At 71.3% G+C, this 24,521-nt stretch carries 17 protein-coding genes; 4 read left to right on the top strand and 13 right to left on the bottom strand.

Translation table 11 applies throughout. The annotated features are described in order from the left end of the window. The first annotated feature begins 61 nt into the window (after positions 1–61). On the top strand, positions 62–1,027 hold the full coding sequence (locus ACFYS8_RS22870; protein WP_387643479.1) for a DUF1152 domain-containing protein: 966 nt from the start codon (positions 62–64) through the stop codon (positions 1,025–1,027). 128 nt (positions 1,028–1,155) lie between these two features. On the opposite strand, the gene ACFYS8_RS22865 is transcribed toward ACFYS8_RS22870, so the two are convergent. The 3 genes from ACFYS8_RS22865 to ACFYS8_RS22855 are packed head-to-tail and all read right to left on the bottom strand — an operon-like array spanning position 1,156 to position 3,829. Beyond that, positions 1,156–1,590 carry an NUDIX domain-containing protein gene (locus ACFYS8_RS22865; RefSeq protein WP_387643477.1) on the bottom strand — a complete coding sequence of 145 codons (435 nt, stop codon included), beginning with the start codon at positions 1,588–1,590 and terminating at the stop codon, positions 1,156–1,158. Then, entirely contained in the window at positions 1,587–2,840 is a 1,254-nt protein-coding gene (locus ACFYS8_RS22860) for a DegT/DnrJ/EryC1/StrS family aminotransferase (RefSeq protein ID WP_387643475.1), read from the bottom strand. The genes ACFYS8_RS22865 and ACFYS8_RS22860 overlap by 4 nt, the downstream gene beginning before the upstream one ends. After that, positions 2,837–3,829, bottom strand: coding sequence for a Gfo/Idh/MocA family protein (locus ACFYS8_RS22855; RefSeq protein ID WP_387643473.1), 993 nt, complete (start codon positions 3,827–3,829; stop codon positions 2,837–2,839). The genes ACFYS8_RS22860 and ACFYS8_RS22855 overlap by 4 nt, the downstream gene beginning before the upstream one ends. Positions 3,830–3,985: 156 nt before the next feature. On the opposite strand from ACFYS8_RS22855, the gene ACFYS8_RS22850 reads away from it, so the two are divergent. Together ACFYS8_RS22850 and ACFYS8_RS22845 are read left to right on the top strand one after the other, a co-directional pair. After that, a complete protein-coding gene (locus ACFYS8_RS22850) occupies positions 3,986–5,311 on the top strand; it encodes a helix-turn-helix transcriptional regulator (protein ID WP_387643471.1) in 1,326 nt (441 codons plus the stop codon). A 346-nt stretch (positions 5,312–5,657) separates the two neighbouring features. After that, a complete protein-coding gene (locus tag ACFYS8_RS22845; RefSeq protein ID WP_387643469.1) occupies positions 5,658–6,623 on the top strand; it encodes a DUF1152 domain-containing protein in 966 nt (321 codons plus the stop codon). Between the two features lie 7 nt (positions 6,624–6,630). Here the strand turns inward: ACFYS8_RS22845 and ACFYS8_RS22840 are convergent, their stop codons facing one another. Next, complete coding sequence (locus ACFYS8_RS22840; protein WP_387643467.1) at positions 6,631–7,176, bottom strand: DUF1697 domain-containing protein; 546 nt, start codon at positions 7,174–7,176, stop codon at positions 6,631–6,633. A gap of 67 nt (positions 7,177–7,243) precedes the next feature. Here ACFYS8_RS22840 and ACFYS8_RS22835 point away from each other — a divergent pair, with 67 nt between their 5' ends. Then, positions 7,244–7,717: a pyridoxamine 5'-phosphate oxidase family protein gene (locus ACFYS8_RS22835; protein ID WP_387643465.1), complete on the top strand. Its 474-nt coding sequence runs from the start codon at positions 7,244–7,246 to the stop codon at positions 7,715–7,717. A 43-nt stretch (positions 7,718–7,760) separates the two neighbouring features. Here ACFYS8_RS22835 and ACFYS8_RS22830 read toward each other — a convergent pair whose 3' ends face one another. From ACFYS8_RS22830 to pulA, 9 genes are all read right to left on the bottom strand, one after another. Then, positions 7,761–8,801: an NAD(P)-dependent alcohol dehydrogenase gene (locus ACFYS8_RS22830; RefSeq protein WP_387643463.1), complete on the bottom strand. Its 1,041-nt coding sequence runs from the start codon at positions 8,799–8,801 to the stop codon at positions 7,761–7,763. Between the two features lie 45 nt (positions 8,802–8,846). Further along, positions 8,847–9,602, bottom strand: coding sequence for an SDR family NAD(P)-dependent oxidoreductase (locus ACFYS8_RS22825; protein WP_387643461.1), 756 nt, complete (start codon positions 9,600–9,602; stop codon positions 8,847–8,849). A 69-nt stretch (positions 9,603–9,671) separates the two neighbouring features. Then, complete coding sequence (locus ACFYS8_RS22820; RefSeq protein ID WP_387643459.1) at positions 9,672–10,298, bottom strand: TetR family transcriptional regulator; 627 nt, start codon at positions 10,296–10,298, stop codon at positions 9,672–9,674. Between the two features lie 103 nt (positions 10,299–10,401). Further along, the gene (locus ACFYS8_RS22815; protein ID WP_387643457.1) at positions 10,402–11,130 is read right to left on the bottom strand and encodes a hemerythrin domain-containing protein; all 729 of its coding nucleotides are present in this window, start codon (positions 11,128–11,130) and stop codon (positions 10,402–10,404) included. A gap of 171 nt (positions 11,131–11,301) precedes the next feature. Further along, entirely contained in the window at positions 11,302–12,327 is a 1,026-nt protein-coding gene (locus tag ACFYS8_RS22810) for an alpha/beta hydrolase (protein ID WP_387643455.1), read from the bottom strand. Between the two features lie 259 nt (positions 12,328–12,586). After that, the gene (locus tag ACFYS8_RS22805; protein WP_387643453.1) at positions 12,587–14,314 is read right to left on the bottom strand and encodes a carbohydrate-binding module family 20 domain-containing protein; all 1,728 of its coding nucleotides are present in this window, start codon (positions 14,312–14,314) and stop codon (positions 12,587–12,589) included. 308 nt (positions 14,315–14,622) lie between these two features. Further along, entirely contained in the window at positions 14,623–15,795 is a 1,173-nt protein-coding gene (locus ACFYS8_RS22800; protein WP_387643451.1) for a macrolide family glycosyltransferase, read from the bottom strand. 290 nt (positions 15,796–16,085) lie between these two features. Further along, the gene (locus ACFYS8_RS22795; protein WP_387643449.1) at positions 16,086–18,440 is read right to left on the bottom strand and encodes a M4 family metallopeptidase; all 2,355 of its coding nucleotides are present in this window, start codon (positions 18,438–18,440) and stop codon (positions 16,086–16,088) included. A 413-nt stretch (positions 18,441–18,853) separates the two neighbouring features. Further along, the gene (gene pulA / locus ACFYS8_RS22790) at positions 18,854–24,385 is read right to left on the bottom strand and encodes a pullulanase-type alpha-1,6-glucosidase (RefSeq protein ID WP_387643447.1); all 5,532 of its coding nucleotides are present in this window, start codon (positions 24,383–24,385) and stop codon (positions 18,854–18,856) included. Positions 24,386–24,521 lie beyond the last annotated feature (136 nt).

Below are 24,521 nucleotides of genomic sequence, written 5' to 3'. Positions count from 1 at the left end.
CGTCCGCATTCAGGTTCCCTGACACCCTACGAGGGCCGAACCGCCTGGTACCGTCCGGCCGGTGACCACCAGTGTGTTTCAGCCGCCGCTGCTCACCCGCCTGCTCGCCGCCGAGCGGATCCTGATCGCCGGCGCGGGCGGCGGCTTCGACATCTACGCCGGGCTGCCGCTCGCCCTCGCGCTGCGCGCCGCCGGACGCGAAGTGCACCTGGCGAACCTGGCGTTCACCCACCACTACGGCCTGGACGCCACCGCCTGGGAGGGCCCGCAACTGGCCCGGATCACCCCCGACACCCGCTCCGCCGAACCCAAGTTCCCCGAACGCGCCCTGGCCCGCTGGCTGCGCGCCCACCAACAGCCCGACACCGTCTGGGCGTTCGCCTCCACCGGGGTGAAGCCGCTGCGCGCCGCGTACCGGACGCTGGTGCGCCGGCTCGGCATCGACGCGATCCTGCTGGTCGACGGCGGCACCGACATCCTGCTGCGCGGCGACGAGGCGGGCCTCGGCACCCCCGAGGAGGACATGGCCTCGCTCGCCGCCGTCGCCGGGCTGCGGTCCGTCCCCGAACGCCTGGTCGCCTGCCTCGGTTTCGGCATCGACGCCCACCACGGCGTCAGCCACGGCCTGGTACTGGAGAACCTCGCCGCCCTGCAACGCGACGGCGGCTACCTCGGCGCGTTCTCGCTCCCCGCCGACGCGCCCGAAGCCGCCCTGTACCTGGACGCCGTCGAGCAGGCCCGGGCCGCCGCGCCCGACCGTCCCAGCATCGTGCAGGGCAGCGTCGCGGCCGCGCTGCGCGGCGAGTTCGGCGACGTCGGGCTCGCCGAGCGAGTGCCCGGCAGCGACCCGTTCGTCAACCCGCTGATGACGCTGTACTTCGGCGTCACCGTCGAGGCCCTGGCCGCCCGCAACCTCTACCTCGACCGCCTGGAGGGCACCACCCAGACCCGCCAGATCGCCTCCGCCATCGCCGACTTCCGCGAGGACCTGCCCCGGCTGCGCCCCGCCCGGGCGTACCCGCACTGACCGACAGTCGGCGGACGCGCCGCACCCGCGAACGCGACGGCTGTCCGACAGGCAAGGCGGCATGTCGTCCCGACCGCGGCCGGGCAGGGCCCTCGGGGAGTCCGAGAGCCCCGCCCGCTCGTACCCCCTCAGTGTGCGATCAGCTCGCGAACTGCGTCACTCACCTCGGGCAGCCCACTCGGGAGTGCCCACTGGTGGGCGTCGTGCTCGGTGAGGACCACCGGTTCGGTCTTCTCCACGGTGACGGCGAAGTTGAACTGGCGGGTGATGCCGCCACGGCTGTTCCGGTAGTCAAAGTGCCCGAGGTAACCGGTGACCTGGTCGATGGTCAGGCCGGTCTCCTCGCCGGTCTCGCGACGCAAAGCGTCCAGGACGGTCTCCCCGGACTCGACCGTTCCGGAGGGGATCTCCCACAGGCCGCCCATGTAGTCGTCCGGGTTGCGGCGCACGAGCAGGACCCGGCCGTCGTGGTTGATCACAGCAGCGGCGACAAAACCGGTGATGCCGGCGGCTTCGGCCTCGGCCGCCAGGCCGGCGGCGAACTCGGGGGAGGTGACGGTCACAGCAGCTCCTTGTGATGGTCGCTGATCTTGATGGCCGCGCGAACGTACTGCTCGGCCAGATCCAGATCCTGCTCACGATGCCAGACCGGGAGCTTGATCATGCTGGCGTGGGCACGCTCGGCAACGGGGAAGTCCCCCGCCTTGTACCGGCGGTGGGAATGCGGGTGACCGGGGAACAGCATGCCGGGCTGCTGGTACAGCGGCAGCTGATTCATCGGCCAGGTGGAGCCGGGCCGGTCGAACTCGGTGGCGCCCTCCGCGATCAGTGCCTGGTGGAACCTCTCGATCGGCAGGCCGCCGAGCTCGTCCGGCCTGTACGTGAGCGTCAACCCGTACCAGGAGGAGACCACCCCTTCGGGCAGCTCGGCCACCTCCAGACCAGGGACCCGGGCGAGCTGTCCGGTGAGGTGGCGTGCGATCTCCGCCCGACCGGCGAGGTAGCCATCCAGTCGACGCAGCTGGTCGTGGGCGATGGCTGCGGCAAGGGGATGGATGCGGAGCTTGAGACCGGCGCCGGTGACCGCGTACCGCGCGAGCGGATGGCCTTCCGGGATCTCGGTCTTGGCCCGCTTGTTGTAGTGCGCGAGCGTGATGACCCGGTGGTACGTGTCGTCGTCGTCCGTCAGGACGAAGCCGCCCTCGCCACCGGACAGCGGCTTGGGACCGTTGAGGGAGAAGGCCGAGGCGAGGCCGAACGTGCCGACCTTCTGCCCGGCGATGCTCGCGCCGTGCGCGTGGGAGCCGTCCTCCAGCACCACCAGGTCGTGGGCATTGGCGACGGCGACGAGGTCGGTCATGTCGGCGGGCTTGCCCCACAGGTGGGTGACCATTACCGCCCGAGTACGGGGAGTGATCAGTTCCTCGATCCGGTTCGGGTCGATGTTGCCGTCCGGCCCGGTCTCGCACAGCACCGGCACCGCGCGGAGGTGGAACAGTGGGGAGGCGGTGGCGTGGAACGTCCAGGCCGGGACGATGACTTCGTCGCCGGGCTTGATCCTCGCGGCCCAGTAGGTGGCGTGCAGGGCTGCGGTGCCGGAGCTGGTGGTGACCGCGTGCCGGACGCCGAAGTACTCCTGGAGGCCGTCCTCCAGTTCGGCGACGATTCCGGACCGGCCGGGGATGGAGATCGCTTCGTCGAGCTGGGCGGCGACCTTGGCGCGGGTGGTGTCGTCGATCGGCGGCCAGGTGAAGTGCGGGCCGTCGGCAGTGACGGCGGGCTTGCCTCCGAACACGGCAAGGGTGCTGGTCACAGCATCTCCTTCGGGTCGATGTAGCGCCCTGCTGCCTTGGACTGGTAGCAGGAGGCGACGAACGCGGCGTGTGCGAGGTGCTGGTCGGGGCCCGAGGTGTTGGGCCTCTCGCCGTCCAGGACCCGGCAGAAGTAGTCGATCTGCGCGGCCGACGCCGAGGCCGGCGCGTGGGGGCGGGTCAGCTCCTCCACGACGGTGCCGCCGAGGTCGAGTCGCTGGACCTGGCCCTTGGTCAGCAGCACCGAGCCGCGGGTGCCGACCACGTGCAGGCGTTCGGTCTTCGGAGCCACCCACCGCGACAGCAGCACCGAGCCGTACAAGTCGCTGTCGTAGCCGAGTTGGATGACAGCGGTGTCCTCGGCGTCGTAGCTGCCGCCGGGGACGGCCGTGGTGGAGAACTCGGCGATGACCCGGCTGGGCAGGCCGAAGTACCACAGCAGCAGGTCGATCAGGTGGTAGCCCATGTCGATGATGCAGCCGCCCCCGGCCTGGCGGAGGTCTCCGCGCCACCCGCCCCCGGGGTCGTCGGTGTGGAAGGTGTACTGGCCGTCGATGAGGAACGGGGTGCCGATCTGGTCCAGCAATCCGGCGACGCTGGTGTAGATCGGGTTGAACCGCCGCTGAAGGGTGACCATCAGCTCGATCCGCCCGGCTCGGCAGATCTGGGCGAGGTCCTGGGCCTCCGACACCGAGGTGGCGAACGGCTTCTCCTTGAGAACATGCACGCCCCGGGCGGCGCACTCCTGGACGACCTCCCGGCCGGCGTGGTGCGGGACGGCGACGACCACGAAGTCCGGGGCCACCGCGTCCAGCAGCTCACCGGCGCGGGTGAATCCGGGGACCTGGAGAGCCTCCTGCCGCTGCCGCAGGGTGTCGGGGTTGTTGTCGCAGATCGCGACGAGCTCGGCCCGGCTGGAGCCGAGCAGGCCGGGCAGGTGGTCTTCGAGCGCCTGGTGGCCGAGGCCGATGACCGCAGCGCGTCGTTTCATGTGCGGACTCCTTCCGCATAGTTGCGGGAACTTGTCGGTGCACGACGAGTAGAGCCCAACTCGCGTTCATCAACCAGGCGTTGCCCGTGGTCCCGGGGTAGTCCCGCCCGTACACGCAGTACGCTCACTGTCACCGTCGATGATGGGATTGACCCCGTGGACGACCAGATCCGGCACCCCCTCGCGTACGCCCGCGCGCTGCGCGGCTGGTCCCAGACCGACCTCGCGGCCCGAATCCACCGTGCTGCCAGGAACCGGCCCGAGGGTCTTCGCTCCGGCATCGACAAGGCCGCCGTCAGCAAGTGGGAGAACGGGCGCAAGACGCCCAGCATCGATTCCCAGCTCCTGATCGCCGAAGCCTTCGACGTCCCGATCGGCGACCTGGGGGCCTTCGAGTGGCCGCACTGGCTACCCGGCCAGGAACAACCGGTGCCGCTCGGGGTGGCGTTCACCGTCCACGCACTTCGAGACGCACAGAGAGCCACCATGGACCACCGCCGCCGCACCTTCATGGCCTTCAGCGCGCTCGCGCTGGCCGGGCTCTCCGCCCAGTGGGCCACCCTCGAACCCGACCGGCTCACCACCGCCCTGAACGGTAAGTACGTCGACGGTGAACTGGTCGACTGGCTGGAGGACACCAGCGCCAAGCTGACCACCATGCCCACCGAACAGCGCCAGCACACCGCGAAGTTGATGAATGCCCAGCTGGAGACGGTCACCGACCTGCTGGCACGGGGCCGGTACACCGAACCGGTCGGCCGACGACTCCACCAGCTGGCCGCCTCCCTGGCCAGCACCTGCGGCTGGCACCGCTTCGACCAGGGGCACCACCACGCGGCGGGCAAGCTCTGGAACGCGGCCCTGTCGAACGCGCACGCCGCCCGCGACCGCGACCTCGGCGCCGGCATCCTCTCCGACTTCGCCTACCAGTCGATCTGGCTCACCCAGCCCGACGCCGCTGTCGAGCCCCTCAGCCAAGCCCTCGTCCACACCCGGCACCCCACCGCCCGGTCCCTGCTTCATCTTCGCCGGGCCCGCGCACACGCCGCCCTCGGCGCCGCCTCCGCCTGCCATCACGACCTGGCCGCCGCCGAGACCGCTCTCCTGACCGACAGTCCCGACCCGGCACCGGCCTGGTGCCGATGGATGAGCACCGCGGACCTCGCCGTTGACTCCGGCCAGTGCATGCTCGACCTCGGCCGCACCGACGAGGCCCACGCTCGTATCGACGAAGGCATGAACCTGCTGCCGCGCTCCCGCGACAAGACACGAGGGATCTTCCTGACCTACGAGGCCCGCAGCCTCCTACAAGCCCGCGAGGTCGAACAGGCCCTCGCCGTTGCCAACCAGTCCCTCGACCTCGCCACCCGGATCGGCGCCGAACGGTGCATCACCCTGGTGCACGAACTCGCCCCGGCATTCCAGCCCTACCGCCAGGTCGATGGCGTCTCCGACCTCACGGACCGTCTCAAGGCGAGCTGACGACATGGGATCGGAGCAGCACCTTCCAGCCTGCACAATCCGGTCGGATGGACGACCAGGCTCCGGGGCCGGCCGTCGATCCGGTGCAGGAGCGAGCGGCAAGGGGTGAGCGGTCGGCAGTCACTTCGCTCCGATCTCGGACCAGGCGATCTTCCGAACGGGGCCTCGTCAGCGCCCCACCTGCGACTGGGTGAGGGCCGGTTCGCCGTCGAGGACAGCGGAACCGGCCCTCGTCGCATTCGCCTTCGGCTCCTTGCCTGAACACGCGTCACCTGGACCGCGAGCACGTCCACTTCACCGGCCACGGGCGCACGGCGGGAGCCGGCCGCCTGGTACCGTCCGCCCGGTGACCACCAGTGTGTTTCAGCCGCCGCTGCTCACCCGCCTGCTGGCCGCCGAGCGGATCCTGATCGCCGGCGCGGGCGGCGGCTTCGACGTCTATGCGGGGCTGCCGCTCGCCCTCGCGTTGCGCGCCGCCGGGCGCGAAGTGCACCTGGCGAACTTCTCGTTCAGCAATCTGTACGGCCTCGACCTGGACGTCTGGCACGCCCCCGAGCTGGCCCGGATCACCCCCGACGTGCGCAGCGCGGACGTCTACTTCCCCGAACGCTCGCTGGCACGCTGGCTGCGCTCGCACCAGCAGCCGGACACCGTCTGGGCGTTCCCGTCCACCGGCGTGCAGCCGCTGCGGGCCGCGTACCGGGCGCTGGTCGAGCACCTCGGCATCGACGCGATCCTGCTGGTCGACGGCGGCACCGACATCCTGCTGCGCGGCGACGAGGCCGGACTCGGCACCCCCGAGGAGGACATGGCCTCGCTCGCCGCCGTGGCCGGCCTCACCGAGGTGCCCACCCGGCTGGTCGCCTGCCTCGGGTTCGGCATCGACGCCTACCACGGCGTCAACCACGCGCTGGTGCTGGAGAACCTGGCCGCCCTGCAACGCGACGGCGGCCACCTCGGCGCGTTCTCGCTCCCCGCCGACGCGCCCGAGGCCGCCCTCTACCTGGACGCCGTCGCGCACGCCCGCCAGGAGTGCCCCGAGCATCCGAGCATCGTCCACGGCTCGATCGCCGCCGCCCTGCGCGGCGAGTTCGGCGACGTCCGGTTCACCGAACGCACCGGCAACAGTGCGCTGTTCATCAACCCGCTGATGACGATGTACTTCGGCGTGACGGTGGAGGCGCTGGCCGCCCGCCACCTCTACCTCGACCGGCTGGAGCACACCGTGCTGATGCGCCAGGTCGCCACCGCCATCGGCGACTTCCAGGACTCCCTCCCCCGGCAGCGCCCGCCCCGCGTCTACCCGCACTAGCGAGTAATCAGCCCTTGCGGGCGGCGGCGGCGATCTTCGCGGTGGTGTGGAAGAACCGCGAAGTCGCCTGCCCCTGGTAGGACTTGGGGAAGGCGGTGGCCGGGTTGCCGGTCATCCGGCCGCCGCGCAGGTGCATCACCACGAACGCCGCGCCCGCACTCGCGCCGATCAGCTCCCAATCGCCCTTCGGTGAGGCCACCGGCAGGGCCAGCTCGGGCGGCAGCGGCTCGGAGAGGAACAGCACGCACAGGCGGTCGTTCTCGGTGACCTCCACGCCCGCGAACGGGTCCAGCGCGACCACGGCCTCCACCTCCTCGACCGTCCGCAGCATCACCGGCACCGGATACCCCAGGCCCTCTGCCAGCCCCGCCTCGATCCGCGCCGTCAGCGCCGCCCGGTCGGTCTCCGCGCTGCGGAAGAACACGTTGCCGCTCTGGATGTACGTCCGCACGCCCTCCAGCCCGAGGCCCGCGAACAACTCCCGCAACCGGTCCATCTTCACGGTGCGGCCGCCGACGTTGATCGCCCGCAGGAAGGCGATGTAGGTCTCCATGCGCGGAGTCTAGGACGGGCCGCCGACAATCAGCGGTTCTCCCCACCCGGCGGCCTACACTCCGCGCATGACGACCTGGCAGGACTTCGAGCAGCAGGCTCCTGATCTCGCCCCGCGCATCCGCGCCCGCTTCGAGGCGTACCGGCACCATGTGCTCGCCACGCTGACCAGGGACGGTTCGCCCCGGGTGAGCGGCATCGAGGTGGACTTCCTCGGCGCCGACCTGTACCTCGGTTCGATGGCGGGCGCGGTCAAGGCGCTCGACCTGCGCCGCGACCCGCGCTGCGCCCTGCACTCGAACCCGGGGCCGGACACCAGTCTGACCGGCGGGGACGCGAAACTCGCCCTGTACGCCGTCGAGTTGACCGACCCGGACGAGCTCGCCGCGTACGCCGCCGAGCTGCCCGAGCCGCCGCCCGGCCCCTTCCACGCGTTCCGGCTGGAGCTGCGCCGCGCCACCCTGACCGAGGTGGCGGAGGACCACCTGCTGATCAGCACCTGGCAGCCGGGCGGGAACGTCAAGGTGATCCAACGCCGGTAGCGGCCCCCTTCGCCGGAGAAGGAGACCGCCACCCGACGGAACCTCAGCCGTTCGGCAGGATCACCGCGCGCCCGTTGATCTTCCCGGCGTGCAGGCGCTCGTAGGCGAGCGGCGCCTCGTCGATGCCGTACGTCTCGACGTGCACGTCGATCGCGCCGGCCCGGGCCAGGTCGAGGACCTCGATCAGCTCGGAACGGCTGCCCCAGTACGGGGAGCTGACGCGGGCGTCGTAGGGCAGCGCGCCGAAGCCGACGGCCAGCGTGCCGCCGCCCAGGCCGACGATGCTGACGTCGCCCTCAACGGCGACCAGCTGCCCGGCCAGCGCGGTGGTGGGCGGGGCGCCGACGAAGTCGAAGACGGCCTGCGCGCCGAGCCCGGCGGTCAGTTCGCGGACCTTCGCGGCGGCGGCGCCGTCCGAGAGCACCGCCTCGTGCGCGCCGACCGCGCGGGCCAGTTCGAGCTTCTCCGCGGAGACGTCCACGGCGATCACCCGGGCCGCGGTCATCGCGCGCAGCAGCTGGACGGCGACGTGCCCGAGGCCGCCGGTGCCGATCACCACCGCCGTGGAGCCGGGGACGAGCTTCGGCAGCGAACCCTTGATCGCGTGATAGGGCGTCAGCCCGGCGTCGGTGAGCGGCACGGTCCGCACCGGGTCGAGGTCGCCGAGCGGGACCAGGTGCCGCGGGTCGTCGACCACCATGTACTCGGCCATCGCACCGGGCGCGCCCAGCCCGGGCGGCCGGATGCCCAGCTCGTGCGCCCGCAGGCAGTAATTCTCCTTGCCCTCGGCGCACTTGGCGCAGCTGCCGCAGCCCCACGGACCGTACACCGCGACCGACTCGCCCTCGGTGAAGCCGGTGACTCCGGCGCCGAGCGCGGCAATCGTGCCGACGCCCTCGTGGCCGAGGGTGAGCGGCAGCGGGAACGGCAGCTGCGCGGCGGGCCAGCTCATCACGGCTATGTCGGAGTGGCACACACCGGCGGCGGTGACCTTCAGCAGCACCTGCCCGGGGCCGGGTTCGGGGTCGGGGACGGTGACCACCTCGGGGTGGCTGCCGACGGTGCGGTACTGGACTGCCTTCATGGCTGGAAAACCCTCTCTCTCGTGCGGTCCGCCCGCGACGGACGGTCAGCGGGCGGAGTAGCCGCCGTCGACCAGGTGGTAGCTGCCGGTGATGAAGGACGCCCGCTCGGAGAGCAGGAACGCGGTGAGTTCGGCGACCTCCTCGGCGCGGCCGAGGCGCCCGGCGGGGTGCAGCGCGATCAGTGCCGCGCGCGCGGCCGGGTCGGCGTCCTTGAGCAGCGGGGTGTCGACGAAGCCCGGGCCGACCGCGTTGACCCGGACGCCCTGCTCGGCGTACTCCAGCGCGGTGGACTTGGTCAGGCCGACCACGCCGTGCTTGGCGGCGACGTACGCGGGCGAGCCGGCGAAGCCGTTGGTGCCGAGGATGGAGGACATGTTGACGATCGCGCCGCCGCCGGCGGCGAGGATCTCCGGCAGTTCGTAGCGCATCGAGTAGAAGACGCCGTCCAGGTTGGTGGCGAGCACCCGCCGCCAGTCCTGCGGGTCGTAGCCGCCGGTGGGGGCGACGGCGCCGCCGATGCCGGCGTTGTTGACGGCCAGCGAGAGCGGGCCGAGGCCCTGCACGGTGGTGCGGACGGCGGCCTCGACGGAGGCCGGGTCGGTGACGTCGACCTGCACGGCGAGGGCCTCGGCGCCGATCGCCTCGAGGGCGGCGACGGCCTCCCGGGCGGCGTCCAGGCGGAAGTCGGCGACGGCGACCTTCGCACCGCGCCCGGCGAGCATGGTGGCGACGGCCAGACCGATGCCGGAGGCGGCGCCGGTGACGAGAGCGGTGCGGCCGGTGAACTCCTGGGTGGTCATGGGTGGTCTGTCCTTTCGTGCGCCGCCAGGGGCGGACGCGGGTGGTGCGGGGTGCGCCGACAAGGGGGGTCAGCGTGGGGGTTCGACCGCGGCCAGGTCGAAGGCGCGGTCGATCAGGGCGGGCAGGTCGCCCGCCGGGTCGCGCACCCAGGTGCGGGTGGCGGCGTGCAGGGCGGCGACGCCGAGGCCGACGGCGACGGCGGGCCGCAGGTCGGTCTCCGGGTGCAGGCCGAGCCGGGCGGCGACCAGCCGGATCGACTGCTCCTCCTCGGCGACGGCGATCCGCCGGTAGGCGGCGGTCAGCGCGGGCTCCTCGTCGATCAGCACGAACAGCGCCCGCATACCGGGGCGGCGGTGCCAGGCCGGGTGGTCGGCGTCGTGCAGCCAGGCGGTGACGGCGGCGCGGTAGGCGGCGACCGGGGTCTCGGCGGCGGGCCGGGCGGCGAGTTGCGCGTTGATCCGGGTGAAGTCGGTGCGCAGGGAGTCGAGGACGGCGTCCTCGCGGGACGGGAAGTAGCGGCTGAAGGTGCGCCGGGAGACGTCGGCGGCGTCGGTGACGTGTTCGACGGCGAGGGCGGCCAGGCCGTGTTCCAGGGTGAGGCGCAGCGCGGCGTCGGCCATCGCCTCGCGGGTGCGGCGGGACTTGCGGTCGCGCCGCCCGAGCGAGACCGGCGGCTGCCACTGGTCGGTGCTCATGTGATCACCGTACTACCGAAAATGTCCCGGCGGGACATGAGTCCCGCCGGGACATCCGGGCCCGGGTCGCGCTGCTCACGTCCCGGACGGATCCGGGACGGTCTCATTGTCCGGCGGGGCCCCAGAGACGGTCGGTGCAGCGGGCGTAGGTGTCGCGCCAGTGCGGCCAGTGGCGGACGGTCTCGTCGTCGCAGTCGGCCAGCAGGCGGTCGATCTGTATCGGGTCGACGCCTTCGAGCAGCCAGACCAGGGCGTCGGACGCGGACGGGCCCTCGGCGAGGCGCAGCAGGTCGAGCAGTTCGGGCAGGGTGCCGATCCGGGAGCCGGGCTGGAAGACGTCGGCCATCCGCGGCAGCAGCTGGCGCTCCTCGATCCGCAGGTGGGTCTCCACCCGGGCGGCGAGTTCCTCGACGGCGTAGGAGACCGGCCAGGAGCTGGCGGGGTCGCGGGTGGCGATGCCGACCAGGGTGGTGGTGCGGGTGAAGCACTGGTCGAGGTTGTGGTGGTCGGACTCCAGCCAGTTGAGCAGCAGCCGCAGCTCGGGCGAGAAGCGGCGCAGCAGCGGCCACAGCCGGGTGTCCTGCTGCTCGTGGTGGCAGGTCACCATGGCGGTGACGAAGTCCCAGTGCCGCTTGAGCGCGAGCGCGCTCTCGTGGTCGTCGGGCTGGAGCAGTCGCAGGGCCTGCGGGATCCGGGCGAGGTCGCGGCGGACGGCGGCGTGCACCAGGCGCAGTCCGGCGAACGGCAGGAGTTCGGCCACGGGCGCGGCGGGCAGCTCCTCGCACGGGGCGGGAATGGTCGTCGGGCCGACGGACAGCAGGTGACGGGACATGGCGCTCTCTTCACGACTGGCTGGGGCTGGCCGGAGCGGGGGCCGCGGTTGCGGCGCCCCGGTCCAGTTCTCCGGTCCACGGGGTCCAGGGTGGGAGCAGTGCATCAGGGTCGAATGAACGACCGATTGATGTGCAGGTCAGCGCGTTTTCGGAGCCGTTTCCGACCTCGGTCAGTCGGATTCGGGTCCGGCGGTGTTGGCGGTCAGCCATTCCAGGGTGTGCGGGATCATCTTCTTGAAGTCGGAGGTGAGGTGCTTGCCGCCGGGCTGCTCGTAGTACTCGACAGTGGTGGGGGCCTTGGCCTTCTCCACCCAGTTCTTCACCAGCTTGGTCTCGTACGGGTTGGCGCCGCCCGCGGTGGCCAGCATCCGCACGTCGGCGGCGCCCTCGGCGATCAGCTTGTCGGGGCTGTTGGCCTGGCGCTCCTGGTCGTGGCCCTTCCACAGCGGCGAGTCCGGGTTCCAGTAGCCGTCGATCGGCACCGCGGCCTTGAACACGTCGGGGTGCTGCAGGGCGAGCTTGGCGCTGCAGAACGCGCCGGTGGAGGCGCCCATCACGGCCCAGCCGTCGCGGCCCTTGACGGTGCGGAAGTTGGCGCGGATGAAGTCCGGGATGTCCTCGGCCATCCAGGTGCCCATCTTCGGCTGGCCGGGGATGTCGGCGCACTCCAGGGCCTTGGACTCGTTGGAGTCCAGGTTCTGCACCGGCATGATCATGATGAACGGGTGGGCCTTGCCCTGGGAGACCATCTGCTCGTCGATCTCCTGGATCGGCAGCTGGTTGTCGGTCCAGGTGTTGTAGCCGGCGCTCTGGCCGCCCGCGTACAGGGTGAGCACCGGGAAGCCGGTCTTCGCGTACTTCGGGTCGTTGTACTGCGGCGGCAGCCAGACCCACACCTTGCCGCTGACACCGGACTTGGGGCCGGCCAGGGTGGTCATCATGATCGGCCCGGCGCCGGTGTCGCGGACCTTGGACAGCTGCGCGGCCGGGCCGGTCGGCATCAGCACCTTGGACGGCTTGGGCGGGGCGCTGCTGCTCTGCGCGGCGGACGGGGACGAGTGGCCTGCGGCGCTCGCGCCCTTGGCGTCGCCGGAGGTCCCGGTGTTGCTGCCGCAGGCGGCCAGCGGGGCGGCGAGGGTGAGCAGGGCGGCGGCGGTCAACAGACGGCGGGCGGCGGAACGGGGCTGCGGCAGCACGGGGCGGTCTCTCCGGGCGGGGGCCGACCCGGCAGCCGGGAGGGGCCCTGGTCATTGGGCTTGGCCGGGGCCGCCGCGCGCTGGTGACGGCCGGCGCTCCCCGGGAACGGCCGCGACCGCACAAAGGTGCGGCGATTGGGCCGTTCGAGATCCTATGACGTACCGCCCCGGGCCCCGGTTGCGGAGGGGTGAACAACCCGCCGCACGGCGGGGGCGGCCCCCGCCGTTCGACGGGGGCCGCCTGTTTCCGGGAGCGGCGTCACGGACGCCAGGTGTCGTTCAGGGTGATCCTTCCGCTCGCCGGGACGGTCGCGGTGCGGTTGGTACCGCTCTCCCAGGTGACGGTGCCGGCGGCGTCCTTGCGCAGGTACTTGTACTGGATCGCGGTGCCCCCGGGCAGCGCCACGTCCAGCTTCCACACCGGGTAGGAGGCGGAGCCGAGCAGCAGCGCCTTCGAGGTGTCCCAGCCGCCGAGCGCGGCCGCGTCACCGACCACGTAGAGGTTCTGGCCGGGCGAGGTGGTGCCGTTGACCGCGAACGAGGCGCCCGGCGCGGTGCCGGCGGCGGTGGCGCCGACGTGCAGCGCGACGGCGTCGTTGGCGCCGACCGAGGCGGTGAACCTGCCGTCCGCGCCGACGGTGTAGGTCGGGCCGGAGCAGCCGCCGCTCACCGGGTCGCCGTGCTGGACGTCGCAGTAGACGCCGGCGGGCAGCGAGGTCTGGAAGGTCTGGGTGATCGCCGAGCTCTCCCGGTTGATCGCCACGTAGCCCTTGGTGCCGCGGCCGAAGGCGATCGCGTTGTTGCCGTTGGACCACCAGTTGGTCATCGCGGCACCGGCCACCGCGTTGCGGAAGCCGACCATGTTGGCGACCTGCCGCCATGCGTGGACGCAGTTCCAGCCGTTCTGGTAGCAGGCGGTGACGGCGCCGGCGTTCGGCGGGCCGTCGTCGTTGCTGCTGAACGCGTAGCCGGAGTAGACGTTCGGCGAGCCGTACGGGTGGGCCAGCATGAAGACGTTGGCCAGCGTGTAGGTGGAGCCGTCCTTGTAGGTGAGGGTGGAGCCGTTGCGCTCGGTGTCCCAGTTGTCGACGAAGGTGCGGGCCTGGGCGGAGGCGAGCAGCCCGCTGCCCCAGCTCTGCAGGTCGGATATCTTGCCGCCCTGGAAGGAGCTCTTCAGCCAGGTGCCGGAGCGGAACTCGTCCACGTCGCCGGTGCCGGTGTACTCGGAGGGCTGGATCGGCTCGCCCGCGCCGTAGATGACCTCCTGCACCCAGTAGGCGTTCGGGTTGCTCATCTTGGCCTTGATGGCGGCCAGGTCGGTGGCGGCCATGTGCTTGGCGGCGTCGATCCGGAAGCCGTCCACGCCGAGCGAGAGCAGGTCGCTGAGGTAGTTGGCGATGGTCTGCTGGACGTACGCGGAACCGGTGTTGAGGTCCGAGAGGCCGACCAGCTCGCAGTTCTGGACGTTGGCGCGGTCGGCGTAGTTGGTGATCGACGTCCGGCAGGAGTGGAAGTCCTGGTCCTGGTAGTAGCCCGGGTAGTTGTACTTGGTGTAGACGGTGCCGCCGGTGCCGGTGCCGCTGCCGGCCGACATGTGGTTGATCACCGAGTCGGCGAGCACCTTGACGCCCGCCGCGTGGCAGGTGGTGACCATGTTCTTGAACGCGGTGCGGTCGCCGAGCCGGCCGGCGATCTTGTAGCTGACGGGCTGGTAGGACGTCCACCACTGGGCGCCCTGGATGTGCTCCTGGGGCGGGGAGACCTCGACGAAGCCGTAGCCCTTGGGGCCGAGGGTGTCGGTGCAGGCCTTGGCCACCGAGTCGAACTTCCACTCGAACAGGGTGGCGGTGACGCCCTTGGTGCCGGGCGGGGTGGCGGCGGCGGTGGGCGCCAGCGAGAGCCCGGCGCCGGCCGAGAGGCCGAACGCCGCGAGGGCGGTGCAGGCGGCGACGGCACGCTTCCTGCGGGCGGGGGCGAGGGTGGGCAAGGGAGCGCTCCTGGGGGAGGCCCGGTCCGCGGACGCAGGTCGCGGACCGGGAGGCGGCTGGGTGGGGCCGCGACGGCTGGGGTGTTGGGGCCGTCCGCGCGGAGGGGAGAGGTGCCACTGCAAGAGACTGCAAGGCGGGGTGAAACTTGCAGGAAATTTGCAGTGGCATGACCATATGGTCGGCCCGGACGGCCGTCAAGGGAGCCCGCGGCCCGCTCCGGGGCCGGTAAAACGGCAGCGCCGGCCCGCCGCTGACAGTTCGTCAACGGCGGACCGGCGCTCTGCGGGCGGGATCCGGAGGAGGAGCCTCAGCCCAGCTGCTGCTCGATCACGTCACAGGCCCGGGCGGTGCCGCCCTCGCCCCTCGCGCGGGCGCTCAACTCCCGCAGGCGGGCGGCCACTTCCTCGCTCCCGACCAGCTCGGTGAGCGCCGACCACAGCGCCTCGGGCGTGGCGTCGGCGGTGTCCAGCCGGCGGGCCACGCCGAGCTCGACCAGCCGGTCGGCGTTCATGAACTGCTCGGCGGCCTGCGGCACCGCGATCATCGGCACGCCTGCCAGCAGCCCTTCGCCGCAGCCGCCCATCCCGGCGTGGGTGACGAAGGCGTCGGCCTGCTCCAGGACCGCCCGCTGCGGCACCCAGGAGTGCACCTCGACGTTGGCCGGGATCTCCCCCAGCTCGGCCGGGTCGACGTGCTTGCCGATCTGCAGCACCAGGTGCCAGCCGGGGCGGCCGCCGAAGGCCGCCAGGCAGTTCCGGTAGAACTCGGGCTGCCGGGTGAACGCCGAACCGAGCGACACCAGCAGCACCTTCTCCGCCCCGGCCGGACGCCGCCAACCGCCCTGCTCCGCCCGCAGGTCGAAGCACGGCCCGACGAACTCCACGGCCTTGCGGTCCACCCGGTCGGCGTGCGGCTGCATCGCCTCGGTGATCATCGCGACGGCCCGGGCCGGCCGCCCGGAGAACGCGTCCACGTCCACCGTGGTGGCGCCGGAGCCGGCCAGCCACTCGGCGAAGAGCCCGAAGTAGCCGTCCGCGCCCGGCAGTTCGCGGATGGCGGCACCCACCTCCGCCTGGTAGCCGTCCCAGGCGACCAGGGTCGGCGAGAGCTGGACGATCGGCCGGCCCTGCGCCTCGGCGAGCGCCCGGGCGGCGTACGCGCCGATGTCGTACAGGTAGAGGTCGGCCGGGTCGGCGTCGTAGTGCGCGTGCAGCCGGGGGAGCATCGCGATCGCGTCCTCCAGGAAGACCCGCATCTGGCCGATCGGGTCGTCCGGCCAGTCGTGGTCGGCGACCGGCAGGGTGGACGGGTACGGGACGAGCTCGGCGCCGGTCGGGGTGATCAGCCCGGCCGCCGACGGGTCGTTGAAGTACGTCACCCGGTGGCCGCGGGCGACGAGTTCGCGGATCACTTCGAGGCTCGGGCGGACGTGGCTGACGGCCGGGATGCCGATCATGGCGATATGGGCACGACGGGTCATGCGAAAGCACCTGCTTCCGGTCTACGGGGCTGGGAAGGGAACACCGCACCGCCGGCGCGCCGTCAGGGGGCGCCGTGGCGTGCGGGACGCGTGGCTTGGGGCACTGCCCCGGCCGCGTCAGCCGTAGATCTGGTGGAAGAAGGACATGCCGGGACCCTAACCCGCCCGGCCCGTCGCACGCATCCGAATTAAATCCGGCTCCGGTAAAGGTAATTGACTGATCATCATGCGAACGCGCCGGTGCCCGGCAGCCGAAGCGGCTGCCGGGCACCGGCACTACCGAAGGAGCGTCAGCTGGTCTGGATCGCGGTGTCGTCGACCACGAAGGAGGTCTGCAGCGAGACGTCCTCGACGGCGTTGAACTTCACCGTGACGGTCTGACCGGCGTAGGCCGACAGGTCGATGGTCTTCTGCGCGTAGCCGGTGTTCTTGTCCAGGTTGGAGTACGTGGCGACCGAGGTGCCGTTGACGGTCACGGTCATCTTGTCGTACGCCGTGCTGGTGGTGGTCTCGGCGGTGTCGATGTGCAGCCAGAAGCTCAGCGACGCCTTGCAGCCCGACGGGATGGTGACGGTCTGCTGGATGCTGTCGGTGTGGCTGGAGCCGTAGCCGTCCATCCACGCCTTCCAGGAGCCGCCGTGCGCGGCCTGCGAGGCGGAGTTGTCGACCACACCGGAGGTGGTGGTCCACGGCGCGGCGCTACCGGTCTCGAAGCCGGGGTTGCCGAGCAGCTGGGCCGGGGTGCAGCTGCCGCCGCCACCACCGCTGACGGTCCAGGTGAAGGAGACGGAGCCGGTCTTGGCGGCGGCGTCCTTCGCGGTGACGGTCACGTTGTAGGTGCCGGCCGCGGTGGCGGTGCCGGTGATCTTGCCGGTGGCGGCGTCGATCGACAGGCCGGTGGGCAGGCCGGTGGCCGTGTAGGTGAGCGGCGCGGTGCCGCCGGTGGCGTTTATCTGCAGGCTGACCGAGGAGTTCAGCGCCGTCGACTGGTTGCCGGGGCTGGTCACGGTCGGGCCGCCGGTGCTGGGCACCGAGCCGACGTTGACGGCCGCCCAGGCGGTCGCGGTGGCGTTGTACTCGGCCGAGTTGGCGCCGTACAGGTCGGTCGCGGCGGACAGCATGCCGGCCCGCGCGCTCGCGTAGTTGGTGGACGAGGTCCAGTAGGTGGTCAGCGCCCGGAACCAGATGGCGGCGGCCTTGTCGTGGCCGATGCCGGTGACCGGGATGTTGTTGTAGGTCGGCGAGTTGTAGCTCACGCCGTTGACCACCTTGGCGCCGCTGCCCTCGGACAGCAGGTAGAAGGCGTGGTTGCCGACGCCGGACGAGTAGTGGACGTCCTTGTTGCCGACCGTGGAGGACCAGTAGTCGGCGGACGCGCCGTCCTTGGACGGCTGGTCCATGTAGCGCAGCGGCGTGCCGTTGCCGTTGATGTCGATCAGCTCGCCGACCAGGTAGTCCGGGTTGTCCTTGGAGTTGTTGGCGTACCACTCGACCATGTTGCCGAACACGTCCGAGGTGGACTCGTTCAGGCCGCCGGACTCGCCGGAGTAGATCAGGCCGGCCGTGTTGGAGGTGACGCCGTGCGTCATCTCGTGGCCCGCGACGTCGAGTTCGGTCAGCGGGTGGGTGTTGCCCGAGCCGTCGCCGTAGGTCATGCAGAAGCAGCTGTCGTCCCAGAAGGCGTTGACGTAGTTGCTGCTGTAGTGGACCCGGCTGTAGGCGCCGACACCGTCGTTGCGGATGCCGTTGCGGCCGAAGGTGTTCTTGAAGTAGTCCCAGGTCATCGAGACGCCGTAGTGGGCGTCGACGGCCGCGGACTCCTTGTTGGCGGCGGTGCCGTCGCCCCAGGTGTCGGTGGCCTTGGTGAACAGGGTGCCGTTGCCGCTGGTCCCGTTGTTCATGTTGGTGGTGTACATCCCACCGCGGGTGGCGTCCTTCAGCTGGTACGTCGAACCGGACAGCGTGGTGCCGACGTTGACGGTGCCGACGAAGACGCCGGTGCCGGTGCCGGTCTCGATGCCTTCCCACTTCTGGATGACGTCGCCGCTGTTGGCGTCGGTCACCACGTGCAGCTTGCTCGGGGTGCCGTCCTTCTGAGTGCCGGCGACCACGGTCTCCCAGGCCAGCCGCGGGCTGTTGTCGGCGGCCCACACCACCAGGCGGGGCGCGGTCTCCAGCGCGGAGCCGGACTCGGCGGCCAGCGCGGTCGCCTGGCCCTTGGCGGCGGCCAGCTTCGGGGTGGTGGACAGGCCGTTCAGCGACGCGGTGGAGGCCCGGTCGACACCCTTGGTGGTGCCGTTCGCGGCCTGGTGGACGACCATGTCGCCACCGAGGACGGGGAGTCCGTTGTAGGTGCGCTCGTAGCGGAAGTGCTGGGTGCCGTCGGCGTCCTTGAACGCGTCCTTGACCACCAGCTTCTCGGCGGAGCCCATGCCCAGGTTCTGCGCGACCTGGGGGGCGCGGGAGCCCGCGTCCGAGAGCAACTGGGCGCGCCCGGCGGCCACCTGCTGGCCGGCGACCTGCGAGGCCGCGGACGGGCCGGCGGGGGCGGCCTGGGCCACCACCGACGGGATCGCGGTCACCAGCAGGGCGGTGGTGGCCGCGAGGGCGGCCATGCTCACGCGGGCATGCGTGTAGCGAGACATTCGGGACTCCTTTACCGACCGTCGCGGGGTCACGAGCGGTGAAGAGAATCTGGCCGCGGTTGCGGCGCAGCGGGGGCCCCGGCCGCCTGTCGCGGCGAGGGTGCGGTGCACGTGCGCGGTGCGGGCTGCGGGGCTGCCGGTGGCCTGGGGAGGGCTCCACCGGCGAGAGTTGGGGCTACCTGTCTTCGCAGCGAGGGGAATCGTGGCAGTAAACACCTGTCGAATGACAGATGCATGCCACGGATTGACTCATTTATGACCGCCCTACAAGTCCCTCAAGAGCCCCCCATGGTCCGGCATTTGGGATGCCGTCAGCTAAACATGGCGGTTGACCGTACCGCACCGATGCTTTCCGGCCAACCCCGCAAGGGGCCCCACCCGGAGGTGAGACCCCTGTTACCGGCAGGGAACCATTACTTCTGGACGAACACCGCCACCGTCCGGCCCGGCACCGTGAAGGTCCCCGAGGCCGCGTCGAAGGCTGCCTGCCTGACCACCGGATCGGTGCCCGAGGCCTGCACCTGGTGCAGCGCCTGCGCCGTGCCGCGCAGGCCTGCCACCGTCTGGGTCTGTGCGGTCGGGGTGGCGTTGAAGACCACCGTGAGGCCCTTCTCGGCGCCCTGCAGCCCCGTCCCGTCCAGGTGCATGGTGATCACACCCGGGTTCTCCCCCGCGGTGCCGGACAGCGGGAAGGACAGCCGGCGCTGCACCTCGGCCGTGCTCGCCAGCGAGAACAGCGGCGAGGACTGACGGATCCTCAGGAACTGCTGGTAGAGCGCCGTACTGGCACCCATCTCGTTGCAGCCCATCCGCAGCTTCGGGTCGGCCAGCAGCTGCTTGCCGCGGGCCCACATCTCCTGGTTGTCGGCGGCCATCGGCAGGCCGCGGCCCCAGCCGTTGCCCAGCTTGCAGTCCCAGTTGACGGCGTTGAACCAGTCGCCGGAGTCGTACGAGTTGGCGTCCAGCGACTTGGAGCGCAGCAGGTCGCTGCCGGCCTGGGCGAAGCCCGGGCCCTGGGCGAGCGCGGTCAGCGACAGGCCGAGCGCCTGCATCCGGGCCCGGTCGGCGGGCGAGGTGCCCTGCGGCAGCTTGAACGCCAGCGCGTCGTACAGGTCGGCGTTGTCGTGCGCGTCCAGGTACTCCACCGCCTCGCCGGGGTTGGCCGCGTAGCCGGTCGGGGCGCCGTTGTAGTCGACTCCCCTGCCGGTGACGGACTTTCCGGCGGAGTCGGTGAACGCGTAGCCGGCCAGGTTGCCGGTCAGACCGACCTTGATCTGGTCCATCTGGTGCAGCAGCCGGGCCTTCTGGTCCGCCGAACTGCCGTTGTCGGCCGAGCCGTTCGGGTCGGTGTACAGGCCGGAGGCGAAGCCCTGCTGCGGGGCCGAGGACAGCATGTAGTTGCCGCCGCGCCCGGCGTCCCGGATCCGGTCGTTGAAGGTGGCGATGCCCGTCCCGGCCATGTTGGCCTGGGTGGCCTGGACGAACCGGGCGTCGTTCGCGACGGTGCCGAAGTTCCAGCCCTCGCCGTAGAGGAAGATGTTCTTCCCGTCCACGCCGTCCCGCTGCGGGGTGAGCCCGCCGAGCGCGGACCGCACGTCCAGCATGGTGGACTTCGGGTCCAGGCCCATCAGGTCGAACCGGAAGCCGTCCACCCGGTACTGCCTGGCCCAGGTGAGCACCGAGTCGACCACCAGCTTGTTCATCATGGCGTGTTCGGGCGCGGTGTCGGCGCAGCACGAGTCGGTGGTGACCTTGCCGCTGTCGCTGAGGCGCTGGTAGTAGCCGGGGACGACCTTGTCCAGCACCGAGTGCTCGTCCTGCCCGGCCGCCGCGGTGTGGTTGTAGACCACGTCGAGCACCACCCGCAGGCCCGCGTCGTGCATCGCCTGCACCATCTCGCGGAACTGCACGGTGCGCGCCGTCCCGTTCGGATCAGTGGCGTAGGAGCCCTCGGGGACGGTGTAGTGCAGCGGGTCGTAGCCCCAGTTGTAGGCGTCGTCGGCCTTCACCGCCGCCACGCACTCCTGCTGCTTGCCCGAATCGGCGGGCAGCGCGGCCAGGTCGCAGGCGGGGAGCTTCTGGTCGGCCCGGTTCTCCCGGATGGTGGCGATGTCGAAGGTCGGCAGCAGGTGAATGGTCGTCACCCCGGCCGCGGCGAGCTCCTTCAGGTGCTGCATGCCCGCGGACTTCGACTGCGTGAACGCCAGGTAGGTGCCGCGCTCGTCGGCCGGCACGGTGGTGTCGGCGGCCGAGAAGTCCCGCACGTGCAGTTCCTGGATCTGCTGCTTGACGGCCGGGATCGCCGCCGGGCTGCGGTGCTGGTCCCAGCCCTTGGGCTTGGTCGCGGCGGCCGACAGGTCGGCCACCAGGCTGCGCTTCGAGTCGGTGGCCAGCGCGGTCGAGTAGGGGTCGGTGACGGTGTTGGTGACCATCTTCTGCACGCTGGGCGCCCACACCTTGACCTGGTACAGGTAGTACTTGCCGTCCAGCTCCTTGGCGTCCTTGGTCAGCGACCACACGCCCGACGCCTCGTCCCGCTTCAGCGGCACGGTCTTCGGGGTGCCGCCGCTCGCCCTGTCGAAGAGCTGCACCGCCACCTCGGTCGCGGTCGGCGCCCACAGCGAGAGCGTCACCTGGCGGTTGCTGCCGTTGCCCCGGCCCGGGCCCGTGTACACCGGGCCGAGCTGGGCCTTCGCGGCTTTCCCGGCGTACAGGTCGTCCAGCACGCCGGGGATCTGCACGCCGGTGGCGGCCAGCGCCGCGCCGTTCGGCAGGTGCTCGGCGAAGACCAGCTGGCTGCGCAGCGCGGCGGTGATCCGGCCGGCGTCGCGCGCGTCCACGGTGAACGCCCGGTAGCCCGCCAGGTGCGGGAACTTCGCCGTCTGGGCGTCCGTCAGGCCGGCCGCCGGGGTGAGCCGGATCCAGTGGCCGGGCTTGGACAGCACGCCCTGCTCGACGCTCAGCCCGCCGGCCGGGTCGTAGATCAGCTGGGCGCTGGTGCCGCCCTTCAACTGGGCGTCCGCCGCACCGTAGTTGGCGGGCACCACGACGGTCTTCGCGTCGATCCACTGGGCCTTCGCGGAGCCCAGGTCGAGCTGCGAGGAGGCGCCGGCGGTCTGCGGCAGCAGGTAGCCCTCCTGGCCGCCGATGATCCACACCTCGCGGCCGGAGGTGGCGAAGTTCAGCGACTGGTCCTGCGGCAGGTCCTTGTCGTTGCCGTTGTGGATGATGTAGCTGAGGCTGCTCGCCCCGGCCGCCAGCGGCACCTCGAACACCGCGCCGAACGCGTCCTTGCGGGCCGGCATCAGCGGGTTGCCCCAGTCGGTCGGGGTGGCCGCGCCCGTCCAGTCGTGCAGGCCCCAGCCGTCGTAGTTGCCGTCGGCGCGCCGGTAGTGGATGACCGCCTTGCCCTCCGGCACCGGCTGCGCCCCGTCCGGGTTGGCCGTGCGGACGGCCGGGTCGCCCTCCTTGATCCACACCTCGCCGGTGGCGGAGATGTCGATGTGCCGGTCCTGCTCGACGTCCTTGGTGCCGTTCTTCTCCACCACGAACCCGACGTCGGACGCCCCGCCCTTCAGCTTCACGTACGCGAACGCGCCGTACGCGTCCCGCCCGACGAAGCCGTGCCCGTCCGGCCAGGTGGTGCCCTCGCCGTCGGCGATGTCGCCCCAGGTGTACAGGTTCCAGCCGTCGTAGTTGCCGTCCTGGCGCTGGTAGTGCACCACCGCGTACGGCCGCGTCACCGCGCTCGGCGCGGGCACCGGCGCCTGCTGTCCGGTGGTGAACTGCCCGCTCGCGGAGGCCAGTCGGCCCGCCGAGTCCTGCACCACGGCCTTGAACCGCACCACGGTGCCGGGCGCGACGCCGTCCAGGTTCTGCGTGACGCGGTACACCCCGTTGTCGGCGGTGCCCAGCGTCCGCCACGGCCCGTTGCCGACCTGCGCGGCGAACGTCACCCGGTTGAACCCGCCACCGGGCACGCTCGCGCCGAGCGCCACCGTCCCGTACGAACCGTCGGCCGGAGCGTTCACGGTGACCGACGGAGCCGCCGCCGGCTTGGCCAGCTTGTGCTTCGCCTTCAGCACCAGCGAGGACATCGCCGGGACGGTGACCGTCACCTTGCCGTCCGCGCCGCTGCTCACCCTGCCCTGGAACCCGTACAGGCCGTCGAAGTCCATGCCCGCCGAGAAGGTGTCCAGCGTGACGGTCTTCGCCCCGGCCGCGTTGTTCACCGCCACCAGGTACTCCACCTGGTCCTTGGCGTCGATCCGGGAGAACGCGTACACCCCCGGCCCGTCCGCCGCGTACCGCTCCACCTGCGCGCCGTCGGCCAGCGCCGGGTTGTCCTTGCGCAGCTTCGCCAGCCCGGCGATCCCCCGGTACAGCGCCCCGTCCCGGCCGTACCGGTCCTTCGAACCGGCGTCGCCGCCGATCACCGGGTCGCTGTTGTACGAGGGGGTCTTCGAGGCGAACATGTCCTGCCGGGCGTCCTTGTCGCCGCCCGCGCCGGTGAAGCCCTGCTCGTCGCCGTAGTAGACCACCGGCTGCCCGCGGGTCAGGAACTGCAGCTCGTTGGCCAGCCGGTCCTTGCCCAGCAGCGCCTCGTCCGACGCCCCCGGGTTGTCGCTCCGCAGGAACGACCCGAACCGGCCCATGTCGTGGTTGCCGAGGAAGGTCGGCAGCTCGTACGCGTCGGTGTCGGCCGTGGTGTACCGGTAGTCCTGCGCGTACAGCTCGCTCAGCGCCTTCGCCGAACCGTTCTGCGACACGTACTTCCGGGCCGCCTCCTGGAACGCGAAGTCCAGCGTCGCCTGCAGCTTGCCCTTGGTGACGTACGGCGAGGTCACCGCCGGGTCACCCGAGTACACCTCGCCGAACATGAAGAACTTCTTGTTCCCCTGCTGCGCCGCGAACTGCTTCAGCGCCGGCGCCCACTGCTCCCAGAACGCCATGTTCACGTGCTTGACGGTGTCGATCCGGAACCCGTCCACCCCGGTGTCGGCCACCCACTGCTGGTAGATCTTCTCCATCCCCGCGACGACCTTCGGGTTCTGGGTGTCCAGGTCGTCCAGGCCGGAGAAGTCGCCCTCGGTCGCGGACTCGCCGACGAAGGTCGAGTTGCCCCGGTTGTGGTAGAGCGCCGGGTCGTTCAGCCAGGACGGGGACTTCGCCTTCGCGTCCGCGGGCGCCCGGAACACCGGGGCATAGGGGAAGGAGTCCTTCGAGATGCCCGGCCACTGCGCCCGAGCGTCGGCGACCGCCGTCTCGTCCACCGGGTTCCCGTCGGCGTCCAGCGTCGGGTAGGCGCCCGTCGAGCGGTAGTCGTACGAGCCCTCCGCGTAGTCGATGACGTCCGCGGTGTGGTTGGTGATGACGTCGAAGAAGACCTTGAGGCCGCGCTTGTGCGCCTTGTCGATCAGCTCCTTGAGCTGCGCGTTGGTGCCGAAGTGCGGGTCGACCTGGGTGAAGTCGGTGATCCAGTAGCCGTGGTAGCCCGCAGATGCGTCCGCCCCCGCGCCCTGCACCGGCTTGTTCTTGAAGATCGGCGCCATCCAGATCGCGGTGGTGCCGAGGTCCTGGATGTAGTCCAGCTTGTCGATCAGCCCTTGCAGGTCGCCACCGTGGTAGAAGCCCTTGTCGGCCGGGTCGAAGCCGTTGTCCAGCCGCCCGCCGGTGACCCCACCGGTGTCGTTGCCGGTGCTGCCGTTGGCGAACCGGTCCGGCAGCACGAAGTAGAACTGCTCCCGGGTCAGGTCGTGCCGGGCCGCGGTCGAAGCCAGCGACGCATCCGACGGCGCGGCCGGCGGGGCGGACGGCGCGGCCGACGCGAGCGGCACGGCGCCCAGCGTCGCGGCGATCAGCGAGGCCGCCACCAGGACGGAGGCCCGTCCGGGACGGCGGTACGGGGTGGTGCGGCGCGGGGAACGGGCTTGGGCGTCGGCCACGACAGGGCTCTCCCTCTGGGGCGCTCGGGCAGGGTGGGTGGCGTGGAACCTAGCGCTCTGCAAGATGTTTCAGCAAGATGCGAAAGCCCTTCCGGCCGGGAGTCATATCGAGTCGTGACCTGCCCCGCTTGGGATC

It is taken from the genome of Kitasatospora sp. NPDC004615, assembly GCF_042873545.1.
Lineage (GTDB): Bacteria > Actinomycetota > Actinomycetes > Streptomycetales > Streptomycetaceae > Kitasatospora.
Note: the sequence above shows the minus strand (reverse complement) of the source record. Positions and strands in the feature narration are given on the sequence as shown.

Coding starts and splice junctions, on each gene's coding strand:
- ACFYS8_RS22795 (WP_387643449.1), bottom strand. CDS start 18,440: ATGTCTCGCTACACGCATGCCCGCGTGAGCATGGCCGCCCTCGCGGCC.
- ACFYS8_RS22835 (WP_387643465.1), top strand. CDS start 7,244: ATGACGACCTGGCAGGACTTCGAGCAGCAGGCTCCTGATCTCGCCCCG.
- ACFYS8_RS22820 (WP_387643459.1), bottom strand. CDS start 10,298: ATGAGCACCGACCAGTGGCAGCCGCCGGTCTCGCTCGGGCGGCGCGAC.
- ACFYS8_RS22855 (WP_387643473.1), bottom strand. CDS start 3,829: ATGAAACGACGCGCTGCGGTCATCGGCCTCGGCCACCAGGCGCTCGAA.
- ACFYS8_RS22800 (WP_387643451.1), bottom strand. CDS start 15,795: ATGACCCGTCGTGCCCATATCGCCATGATCGGCATCCCGGCCGTCAGC.
- ACFYS8_RS22840 (WP_387643467.1), bottom strand. CDS start 7,176: ATGGAGACCTACATCGCCTTCCTGCGGGCGATCAACGTCGGCGGCCGC.
- ACFYS8_RS22815 (WP_387643457.1), bottom strand. CDS start 11,130: ATGTCCCGTCACCTGCTGTCCGTCGGCCCGACGACCATTCCCGCCCCG.
- ACFYS8_RS22825 (WP_387643461.1), bottom strand. CDS start 9,602: ATGACCACCCAGGAGTTCACCGGCCGCACCGCTCTCGTCACCGGCGCC.
- ACFYS8_RS22830 (WP_387643463.1), bottom strand. CDS start 8,801: ATGAAGGCAGTCCAGTACCGCACCGTCGGCAGCCACCCCGAGGTGGTC.